At 36.8% G+C, this 11192-nt stretch carries 10 protein-coding genes and 1 riboswitch; all 10 genes read left to right on the top strand.

All coding sequences use genetic code 11. The features are described 5' to 3' along the window. Positions 1-216 precede the first annotated feature (216 nt). A riboswitch (SAM riboswitch) is annotated at positions 217-324 on the top strand. Between the two features lie 148 nt (positions 325-472). The 10 genes from ACFSFW_RS11200 to menC all read left to right on the top strand — a co-directional run bounded on the left by ACFSFW_RS11200 (position 473) and on the right by menC (position 11147). Continuing rightward, on the top strand, positions 473-1123 hold the full coding sequence (locus ACFSFW_RS11200; RefSeq protein ID WP_099355027.1) for a carboxymuconolactone decarboxylase family protein: 651 nt from the start codon (positions 473-475) through the stop codon (positions 1121-1123). 245 nt (positions 1124-1368) lie between these two features. Further along, entirely contained in the window at positions 1369-2055 is a 687-nt protein-coding gene (locus tag ACFSFW_RS11195) for a response regulator transcription factor (protein ID WP_388038169.1), read from the top strand. Beyond that, complete coding sequence (locus tag ACFSFW_RS11190) at positions 2030-4108, top strand: HAMP domain-containing sensor histidine kinase (RefSeq protein ID WP_388038166.1); 2079 nt, start codon at positions 2030-2032, stop codon at positions 4106-4108. Before ACFSFW_RS11195 ends, ACFSFW_RS11190 begins: the two co-directional genes overlap by 26 nt. Before the next feature lie 222 nt (positions 4109-4330). Further along, complete coding sequence (locus ACFSFW_RS11185) at positions 4331-5179, top strand: hypothetical protein (RefSeq protein ID WP_388038163.1); 849 nt, start codon at positions 4331-4333, stop codon at positions 5177-5179. 74 nt (positions 5180-5253) lie between these two features. Continuing rightward, positions 5254-6189: an ABC transporter ATP-binding protein gene (locus tag ACFSFW_RS11180; protein WP_388038160.1), complete on the top strand. Its 936-nt coding sequence runs from the start codon at positions 5254-5256 to the stop codon at positions 6187-6189. Next, complete coding sequence (locus tag ACFSFW_RS11175) at positions 6173-7039, top strand: ABC transporter permease subunit (protein ID WP_388038157.1); 867 nt, start codon at positions 6173-6175, stop codon at positions 7037-7039. Before ACFSFW_RS11180 ends, ACFSFW_RS11175 begins: the two co-directional genes overlap by 17 nt. A gap of 281 nt (positions 7040-7320) precedes the next feature. Beyond that, positions 7321-7623, top strand: coding sequence for a DUF997 family protein (locus ACFSFW_RS11170; RefSeq protein WP_304216922.1), 303 nt, complete (start codon positions 7321-7323; stop codon positions 7621-7623). Then, positions 7623-9092, top strand: coding sequence for a sodium/pantothenate symporter (gene panF, locus ACFSFW_RS11165; RefSeq protein WP_304216924.1), 1470 nt, complete (start codon positions 7623-7625; stop codon positions 9090-9092). Before ACFSFW_RS11170 ends, panF begins: the two co-directional genes overlap by 1 nt. Before the next feature lie 38 nt (positions 9093-9130). Next, a complete protein-coding gene (locus tag ACFSFW_RS11160; RefSeq protein WP_388038153.1) occupies positions 9131-9988 on the top strand; it encodes a MurR/RpiR family transcriptional regulator in 858 nt (285 codons plus the stop codon). Positions 9989-10019: 31 nt separating this feature from the next. Continuing rightward, positions 10020-11147, top strand: a complete 1128-nt coding sequence (menC, locus tag ACFSFW_RS11155; RefSeq protein WP_304216928.1) for an o-succinylbenzoate synthase — start codon at positions 10020-10022, stop codon at positions 11145-11147. Positions 11148-11192 lie beyond the last annotated feature (45 nt).

The raw sequence follows: 11192 nt of genomic DNA, 5'->3' as shown, positions 1-11192 counted from the left end.
AATAGAAAAAAATAAAAGGCATTTGGGAATAAGAGGATTCCCAAATGCCTTTTGTCTACACTCTGAAACGACATGTATATGTCGTTTTTTTTATGCCGTTCTTCTAGAAATCTCCATTTGGATATATTATCTAAATAATTTGATATTTCAGTTGACAACCTCATGCGAATTCATGTACGCTAAGATTGTTAAATATTACAAAAATAAATACGACATCTCTTATCGAGAGTCGGGGGAGGAACCTGGTCCGTTGATCCCGCAGCAACCGTTACAATGATGTAACTAGGTGCTAATTCCAGCAAGCATTAGCTTGAAAGATGAGTGTGGGATACATATTGCCTCTTCCTCATCGGAAGGGGCTTTTGAATTTCATCGGTCTGAAACGAAGAATTTTCCTATTTATAAGGTGAGTAAACATATAGGAAATGTCGTATTTTATTTGATGAAAAAATAGCTAAGGGAGAGATTTACGATGAGTTTGTACAAAAAAGAATATTTCGGAAGACTACCAGAATTGAAAAAATATGCACCTGAAGCATTTCAATCATTTATTAAATTTGATAGCGCAGCATTAGCTGCAGGTAAACTTTCTGTGAAGCAAAAGGAATTGATTGCTGTTGCGGTTGCTCATATTACCGGTTGTCCTTACTGCATTGATTTACATGTTGGCAATGCAAAGAAAAATGAATCTAGCAGAGAAGAAGTGGCAGAGGCTATTTTTGTTGCAACAGCATTGAAGGCTGGATCCGCTTTAGCGCATGGAGTGAATGCACTCAATGCCTATGATGGAAATGGGGATGAGGATCTATATAAAGAGGCTTATTTTGCAAGATTAAAAGAATTTGCTGATTTAAATGGTGAGGCATTTAAAGCATTTATTGATTTTGACACGAAGTCTTTAAAGGCGAAAAACTTAACAGAAAAAGAGAAAGAGTTAATCGCGGTTGCATGTGCACACACAACAGGTTGCGCATATTGCATTAACCTACATACGAAAAATGCCAAAAAAGCGGGTGCTGATTTAGAAGAAATCACAGAAGCAATTTTTGTTGCGACCGCATTAAAAGCAGGTTCTGCTTTGGCACACAGTGTAAATGCGCTTAATGCGTACGATGAGAAGTAATTTGACCATAAAAGGAACTTAATCAAATTGAAAGAGAACACAAACCTACCCAAAGGTCTGTGTTCTCTTTTTATTTGCGCCTTAATTTCACAAAACTAGATCAAATAGGAACAGTAACCTAAAATCATAAGAAAATCTTAAGAATTGCATGCAGTGTTTGTTAAGATTTGATTGATATCCTTTCCTTATAGTAAATTCTAAGGAGTTGATAGAAATGGTGAACACCACAAGTAGGAGTGAACGTTATGAATATATTGGTTTGTGATGATGATCAAGCCATCGTCGATGCGATCGGAATTTACTTAGAGAATGAAGGATATACCGTATGTAAAGCTTCCAATGGTCTAGAAGCGATTGAAGTCATTAAAAATCAGGAAATCCATCTTATTATCATGGATCTAATGATGCCGAAGATGGACGGTATGAGAGCGACTATGGAAATTCGGAAAGAGAATAATATTCCTTTAATCATGCTTTCTGCAAAATCAGAGGATCATGACAAAATATTAGGCTTAAATATTGGTGCAGATGATTACATGACGAAGCCTTTTAATCCGTTGGAATTGATTGCAAGGGTAAAGTCGCAGCTGAGAAGATATACAACATTAGGTAGCCTTGAGACAAGGACCAATGTATTTCAGACTGGGGGATTGATTATCGATGATGAAAGTAAAACGGTGACTGTTGATGGCGAGGAAGTCCATCTTACACCGGTTCAATATAAGATCGTAAGGCTTCTGACAGAAAACGCGGGAAGAGTATTCTCAATCGAAGAGATATATGAGAAGGTATGGAACGAACCCTCCTTTAACCCGGAAAATACCGTAACTGTTCATATACGAAAAATTAGAGAGAAAATCGAAATTAATCCGAAAGAACCAAAATATTTGAAGGTGGTGTGGGGAGTTGGGTATAAAGTGGAAAAACTATAGCCACTCAATTATAACGAAAATCATTGTTTTTATCATTGCAATCTTGTGTTTTACAGGAATGGCTCGAGCAGTTGTTGAAGTGGAGATTGTGAATGATGGGAATTTTAGTAGCGTAACCGAAGAGCATTACATAGAGAGCTTGGCCTATGTAAAGGAAAGTGAAAGATTGATAGGAGACCTCACAAGACTATTAGGGAAATATAAAAGTGAGGACTATATTTTAAGTGGCAAAACCATTCCTCAGGAAGAATGGAAGCAAGTAGAAGAAAACTTATATTACACAGAGTTTCAACATTCTAGGTCTTATATTCCTGAGTTAGGTGAAGAGAAGAACTTTGATAAATTTAAAGAAGAATATGCTGATAAACTCACTAAAGCTAAAGATCAGCTGATCAAAGATGATTTGAAAGAGTTTCATATGCTTGTGCAAAATCTTGAAGATTATGAGCCAACCTTTTATGCAAGTGATGGTACCAGTGTGTTTGCAAATAGTTCAAGAACGAATAAAGAGGAGTTTGAAACGTCACCTGCATATATGATTTTTGAGGGATACAAACAAGAGTTTTATCCAAATGAAACAGAGAAAAATGAACATATATATCGAATTACAGAACAAATCGATGAAATTAATATGGAAAACACCGTTATTTTTGTAGGGTTTTCGGATCAATTTTTAAATGAAAAAGCGGAAGCGTGGGAAGAAGGAAAAGCAGTTACTACTACAAGTTTATATCAATTATTAGGATACTTAGCAGGATTCATTCTTTCATTTATTTATTTAGTGCTTGTAGTTGGTAGAGTGTCATTTCTTGATCAGGAGTTAACTTTCCGTCCAGTTGAAAGACTATATAATGATATAAATATTGTGATGTGTATTCTTCTTTTTCCACTATGGGTGATGTTAGTGGATGATGTGTTTGAAAATATGACGAATATGTTCACCATCATCACAATCTCGATTGCGATTTTGGAATTATCATTGATACTGCTACTTGTGAAGCATGTGAAAAATAAAACGCTTCTCAAACACACATTGATTTATACAATCATCTACAAATTAGTGAAATTTATTGGGGATGTCTATAAAAGTGGAAGCATTGCTGTAAAGACGGTATTACTTGTAATTGGCTACCCACTATTGATCGTTATTACATTTTTCATGTTTCCAATTACGATAGGGATCGCCGCTTGGTTTGCTTATAAAAAGGTCAAGGCCTTCCAGAACATTCAAAAAGGAATCGAGATTGTTAAGGATGGCAATCTTCATCATCGAATAGAGGTTGAAGGAAATGGCGAATTCGCAAAACTTTCTTCAAATGTCAATAGCATAACGGATGGGTTGAAAAAGGCAGTAGATAGTGAGTTGAAAAGTGAGCGGTTAAAAACAGAGCTGATAACCAATGTCTCACATGATATCAGGAATCCGTTAACTTCGATTATCACATATGTTGATTTATTGAAACATGAAAAGGATCAAACAAAAGCAAGTGAATATATTGAAGTACTTGATCAGAAAGCACAAAGGCTCAAATTGTTAACAGATGATTTATTCGAAGCATCAAAGGCATCAAGCGGAAATATTCCAGTTCAAGTAGAAAAGATTGATATCGTGTCATTAATTACCCAGGGTCTAGGGGAAGTGAATGATAAGATAGAGGCAATGGGCTTGGATATGAAACTGAATCATCCAGACAGTAAAGTGTATGTTACTGCAGATGGAAAATTATTGTGGAGATCCATCGAGAACGTCTTATCGAATATCTTTAAATATGCACTGGAACGTTCAAGAGTGTATATCGATATTGAGGACTTGGGCAGTGAAATACGAATCAGCTTTAAAAACATCTCAGCCTATGAGTTAAATATCTCCGCTGATGAACTAATGGAGCGTTTTAAAAGAGGCGATGAATCTAGAAACAGTCAGGGCAGTGGCTTAGGACTTTCAATTGCGAGAAACCTGATTGAACTTCAAAAAGGCAAATTTAATATTCACGTTGATGGAGATTTATTTAAGGCCATAATCTCTTTACCGAAGCATCAATCTGAAGAATAGTGATAGATAAGCTTGCTTCACATAAAAACAAAGAGATTGTAGACTGAGATTCTTAATGTATTAAGCACTTCCTGTAAAAATGGAGTGCTTTTTTCTTTGAGATGCTTTGGTAAATCAATAATAATGTATTATAAATAACTAAAAATTTATTGAAAAACGATAAATAATATCTTATAATCAATATAATGATTTAAATGCTATGTTTGAAAGGAATGGAGTACATTGAAAGCTAAAACAAAACGTCTACTTATTACTGGGGTTACAGCAGCCGCTATATTTAGCTCATTTGCAATCCCTCAAGTTCGAGTAGAAGCAAACGAATTTTTATCATTATTCCGTGTGAACCAACTTGAGATGGTGAAGTTGACGCAAAGTGATATCAGTGAAATTGAGAATTGGTTCCGTGAAAATAAAGAAGGTTCGTTAGACTTAGCGGGAATTGGAAAATTGGAAATGTCAGAGACAGCAGGGGAGCCAACGTTCTATGCAACGTACCAATCAGCTGCAGAAGCTGGATACTCTGTGCCTAAATTAGGAGAATATGAGATTGAAGGAGTAAGTGTGACTCCAGCAACAACCATCACCTTTACTTTAAATATCGAAAAAGCAAATCAATTATTATCTCAATTAGGTTCAGAAGAACAATTTGAAGATGCCTTAAATGAACAACCGTTTTCCGTATCAACGTATGATGCGATTCAAACGGATTACAGGCTGAACGAGCAACATATCAGATATATCCGCACAAAATCTCCAGAAATCAAAGTTCCTGAAGGAGTATCGGTCAATGAGTTAAAAGCTACCTTGCTTTCTCTACCATTTTTACCTGAGAATGTGAAGACACAGCTTGCAGATATCGATCATATTGAGACGACATTGCCAATTCCTCATGTTGAAAGAGAAGGTTCTACCATGACTGAAGTTCGTGTAGGAGATACTCCAGGATTTGTCGTAGAAAGTGACGAGGATTCCTATATGGTTTGGCAAGAAGATGGAAATATTCATGTGATTTATACGCAAAGTAAAATAGGAGCAGATGAACTAATTGATTTAGGTAAGCAAATGAAGTAAAAGAAATGAAAAGTTCAGAGCGCGCTAAAAGTGCACTCTGAACTTTTCTTAATAAAACATCATGGAGGAAGAGAATGAACGTTATTCAAACGAATTCTTTAACGAAAACGTACAACGGAAAAGGCGGAATATCTGATGTGACTTTGTCAGTAGGAGAGGGAATGGTGTATGGATTTCTAGGACCGAATGGTTCTGGGAAAAGCACGTTTGTTCGTACACTTCTTGGATTACTGCAGCCTACAAGTGGTGAAGGTTATATTCTCGGAGAACCGATTGGAACGACAAAATCAAGGGAACAAGTAGGATATCTTCCGGAGTTATTTCGTTACCCAGATTGGTTAACAGGTAGGCAATTGTTACAAAGCCATGCTGAATTATGTAGGATACCAGTTCGCGAGCGGAACAAACGTATTGATGAAGTAATCGAATTAGTTGGAATGACAGGAAGAGAAAATGGTAGAATCAGTGGTTTTTCAAAGGGAATGTCCCAACGAATTGGTCTTGCTTGTGCGATTTTAAATGATCCGAAAGTAGTCTTTCTTGATGAGCCAACATCTGCACTTGACCCAATAGGACGCAAAGATGTAAGAGACCTCATGGTATATCTTCGCGACCAAGGAAAAACCGTTTTTCTAAATAGTCATTTGTTGTATGAAGTAGAGTCGGTGTGTGATCATGTTTCGATCGTTCATCAAGGCGAAATGGTTGCACAGGGGCCATGGCGAGAGTTAATGATGACGGAAGCAAAAGTGGAGGTGGTAACGGATAAGCCAATAGATGCGTCACTTCCTTCATTTGTGATACGTAATCAGAAGGTAAAAGTGGAAGACGGTCGAACAAGGTGGGGGTTACAGCTTGAGCATGAAGCCGATATACCAAGACTCATTCAATACTTAGCTTCAAACCAAGTTTCAATCTTTGAAGTAAAACCCATAATCCCTCATTTAGAAGATGTTTTCATGTATTGGGTGAACCAGAAAAAGGAGAACGCTTATGTGGACAATCAGTAAATTAACTTTTAAAGAAATGGTATCAAAGAGAATTTTTTTAATTACGATTATTATGACTCTCGTATTTCTGGCTCTTTACGGTACGGCTATTTATTTTGCTGGTAAGGATACACCGGGGGCGGGGGCGAATGCTGGAACACAAGTCATCTTAATGCAGCAGTTTGTCGCCTCACAACTTATGGGGGTCGGCCTTTATTTTTCATCTTTTATCATTGCTCTACTTGCGATATTGTCTAGCGTTAGTACTATTTCAGGGGAAGTGTCAAGTCACCAAATTGATACTTGGTTGATGCGCCCTATTTCTAGAGCTCGATTTGTTTTGGGCAAGTTTATCGGATTAGCTTTCCTCTTAATCTCTTATGCTATCGGACTATTCTTTAGTATTATCCTCATTCATCAAGGGATAGGAGCGGAATGGATGGCATTGGACATTAAACCAATGCAGATATTGAAAGCTGTAAGTGTATTTGCCATTCAGCCATTTGTTTTGATCGCTTTTGGGTTATTTTTAAGTACACGAATGACCACCTTGAATGCAGGTATTGTTTCCATTATCTTATATGGCGCAGCTTTTATAGGAGGTTTTATTGAACAATTTGGAGCTGTAATTGAAAAAACGACTCTCGTAAATATCGGGATCGTGATGAGCCTTGTATTTCCAATTGATTCAATCTATCGTAAAATGACTATTTTATTATTTGACACTACGGATAACCCATTGTCGCTCGCACAAGGTGGGATGTTCACGAGTATATCAAATCCTAGTAATCTGATGATTTGGTATGCGTTGTTATATGGCGTACTTATAGTGTTATTTTCGGTTTATAGTTTTAAAAAGCGAGATGTATAAATAGTTATAGGTAAGCTGTCTGACTTATAGACAGCTTTTTTGTTGGGAATTTTATACTAGATAAACAAAGCCAAAACATCAATTTAAATCCTGTCACTTTATGAGTTCCCCAATAGTAAAATAACCCCATACTTATAAGAAAAAATAACTAAATTAATAAAAATATTCTAAATATTTATTGATTTTAGACTTAACTGAAATTATAATGGTAAAAAGTGAAGTTTATACTTCGTATATTGAAAATATATGAAGTGTGGGCTTTATTAAAAAGGAGGATGCATATGGATAGTAAAGAATCAATTATTGTTGAGGACAGAAGGTTTAAACAGTGCACGAAAGAAATGTGGTTGGTATTAGGGCTATTTGTTATTAACCTCATTGTAGTGGGGATTCCTGCCATTGCTTTGGGATTAAATAAACCATCAGCCGACGTTACCTTTATTTTAGGATTTCCTGCTTGGTTCTTTTGGGGTGGTATTGTTGGAAGCCTCATCATTTGTATCCTACCTCTATTCATGGTGAAGTTCTTTTTTAAGGACATGTCTATCGAAGCTGAAGAAGAAGATGGGGAGGTAGATTACTAATGCAATGGGATGTATTGATTCCGATTATTATTTATTTAGTTATCACCTTTCTTATTGGTGGCGCACTTCATAAGCACATCAAGAACCGAAAGACAAGCTTCCAAGAAGAATACTTCATTGGCGGACGTTCACTTGGTCCAATCGTATTAACATTTACCATCCTAGCATCTGCGGCCAGTGCCGGAACGTTTATTGGGTCTCCAGGGGTAGCCTATAATCAAGGGTTTAGCTGGGTATTAATCCTGTTAACTCAAGTTGGTATGGGAATTTATATTCTTGGTATCTTAGGGAAAAAATTTGCTATAGTAGCGAGAAAAATTGGTGCTGTTACGTTAACAGACTTTTTTAAGGAAAGATATCAAAGTACGGCAGTTGTACTAGGAAGTTCCATAGGTATCATCATCTTTATTAGCGCTTACATGGTTGCTCAATTTGTTGGTGGAGCTAGAATACTTGAAGCTATAACGGGACTTCCATATGAGGCAGGGCTTATCTTCTTTGGAGTAGCCGTTGTTGCTTATACAGCCTATGGTGGCTTCAGAGCTGTGGCATTAACCGATGCAATACAAGGAATAATTATGATTCTTGGTGGTGTTATACTTTGGATTGTCTTTATGGTTAAAACAGATGGTTTTTCTGTTTTAATTGGAGAGTTAGTTGCCAAACACCCAGAAATGGTCGAGTTACCTGGACCAGCGAATGCAACGCCACTAAATTTATTCTCCTATTTTATTCTTTTCGGAATTGCAGCAATCGGTTTACCACATGCTTCTGTTCGAGGAATGACGTTCAAAAATACCGACGCTATGCACAAATCACTTATCTATAGTGGTATCATCATGTTCTTATTCTCCATCGGATTTGCTACACTTGGACCATTTGTAAAAGTTTTATATCCAGATCTTGCCGTGGCGGATTTAGCTTTGCCAACTATGATATTAGATCTTATGCCTGGCTGGCTTGCAGGTTTAGTTCTTGCAGCTCCACTAGCGGCAATTATGTCTACGGTTGATTCAATGTTACTAGTTACAAGTGCATCCGTCGTTAAAGATATATATTTGAACTACATAAATCCAAAAGCTAGTGATACTAAGATTGCAAAGCTTTCATATATGACGACACTTGTAATTGGGGTAGGAGTTGTTCTATTCGCACTAACACCTCCTGACTACCTACAGTTTATCGTTATATATGCAATCGGTGGTCTAGAAGCAACATTTTTTGCACCAATTGTATTCGGGCTATATTGGAAGAGAGCAAGTAAATGGGGAGCAATTGTTTCTATGTACACTGGTTTAATTAGCTATATCGTTATCGGTCAATTCTTCCCTAACCCATTTGGAATGCAAACGATTGTTACAGCAACAGCTTTATCTATCTTTGCTATGGTAGTGGTGAGTTACTTATCACCTGCGCCAACATCACAAGTCATTAGAAAGTTTTGGGGTACAGACAAGATTGCAGGGTAATCCCTTTATAATATTTCTTAATAGAAAGAGAATGAATGATGATGGAAGCCATAAATAATTTAATACGTACACATTATAAGTCATTATCAAATGGCCAGAAACTTGTAGCAGAGTATATCATTAATCACCCACGTCATGTCGCTTTGTCTACTGCCAAAGAAGTGGGCGAACTTACAAATACGAGCGAAACTACTGTAATACGTTTTTGCTATAAGGTCGGTTATAAAGGGTATAGTCAGCTTCAAAAAGAAGTTCAAAAATCTCTTCTAGAGGATGAAGTTAAGGATCCAATTGTAAAATATCGAGAGGATACAGATGCTTTAAGCAGAGAGGGAAATCTCTTAGCCATTGTTATGGAACAAGATATAAAACATATTGAGGAAACTCTGGGGAGTATAAATAAAGACAAATATCAGAATGCGGTGAATACTCTTGTAAAAGCCAAAAAAAGATTTGTTATTGGATTAAGAAGCTCCCATGCGCCGGCCAGTTGGCTGGCCTTTAGCTTAAATATTGTAAGAGGAGAGACGCATCTCTATAGAGGTAATATGGATGATTCAAATTATCTTCTATCGGAATTAAATGAGGAAAGTGTAGTAGTCGCTATCACTTTTCCTCGTTATGTTCAAGAAACTATTTCTTTTGTTCGTGCTTCAAAGAAAAGAGGAGCAACAATTCTGGTAATAACAGACCATGAATTAGCCCCTATAAGTGAATATGCTGATTTGTTATTTACGGTGAAAGCTCCTAAACCAATTGGATTATCTGGGATGCCAACTATATTTTCATTGTTAAACGTATTAGTTACGGGCGTGGCATCTTCTGGTGAAAAGGAAGTTCAGGAACATTTTTTTAAGTATGAAAATGCTCGTCAAGACTTCTCTCAAGATGTATGACATTACTATCAAAATGTATTGGGGAGATTCTATGAAAATTGAAAAAGTTGATTTAAAAAGGCTAAATATGCCTCTTAAAGCTCCGTTCGAAACAAGCTTTGGACGTCTTACTTTTAAAGACTTTATGGTTGTTAGTGTTCATGGTGATGGGTTTACTGGTTATGGAGAAAGTGTTTCACTGCCATTTCCAGTTTATAACGAGGAAACGACTGGAACTGTGTCATATATGCTTGAGGAATTCTTGATTCCACAGTTGTTAGACAATGAGATCAATACGCCAGAGGATGTATCTACTTTATTTCATCCTATTCGTCGGAACAACATGGCAAAAGCAGCAATTGAGGGAGCAGTCTGGGATCTTTTTGCAAAGCAAAAGGGCATCACACTTGCCGAAGCCTTAGGTGGCAATAAGCAAGAAATTGATGTAGGTGTCAGTATTGGAATTGAGCCCTCTATTGAAGAAGTATTAAGCAAGGTTGAAAGATTTATATCAGAAGGATATAAGAAAATTAAAATTAAAATTAAACCTGGATTTGATGTTGAGGTCATCAGAGCTATTCGGGAAAAATTTGGGGACGATGTTCCATTAATGGCAGATGCAAACTCTGCTTATACATTAGAAGATATTGAAATTATTAAAGCCTTAGACGAGTTTAATTTGATGATGATTGAGCAGCCACTAGCTCATGATGATATCATTGATCATTCTTTGTTACAAAGGGAAATTAGCACTCCAATATGTCTTGATGAAAGCATTCACTCAGTTGAAGATGCAAGAAAAGCAATTGAACTAGGAAGCTGTAAAATAATTAATATTAAAACAGGTAGGGTCGGTGGATTAACTGAAGCAAAGAAAGTGCATGACCTATGCGCCGATAAGGGGATACCTGTATGGTGTGGTGGAATGTTAGAAGCAGGTATTGGCCGTGCTCACAATATTGCTTTAACCTCTCTTACTAACTTCACAATTCCTGGTGACACATCTGCATCAGACCGTTATTGGGAGGTAGATATCGTAGAACCGGAAGTTAAATTGTCTGCTCCTGGAATGCTAGTTGTACCATCAACGCCGGGTATTGGTTACAACATTAATGAAGAAGTGTTAAAAAGCTTTGTTATTGAAAGCAAAAGCTTTTATTCAAAGCTCACACATAAATAATCATTAATATGCACATGAAAGTTGCATATTTGAAAAATCTAAGGA

The organism is Ferdinandcohnia salidurans (genome assembly GCF_042680725.1).
GTDB classification, from domain to species: domain Bacteria; phylum Bacillota; class Bacilli; order Bacillales; family Bacillaceae_L; genus Ferdinandcohnia; species Ferdinandcohnia salidurans.
The sequence above is the reverse complement of the archived record's forward strand: the minus strand, read 5'-3'. Positions and strand labels throughout refer to the sequence as shown.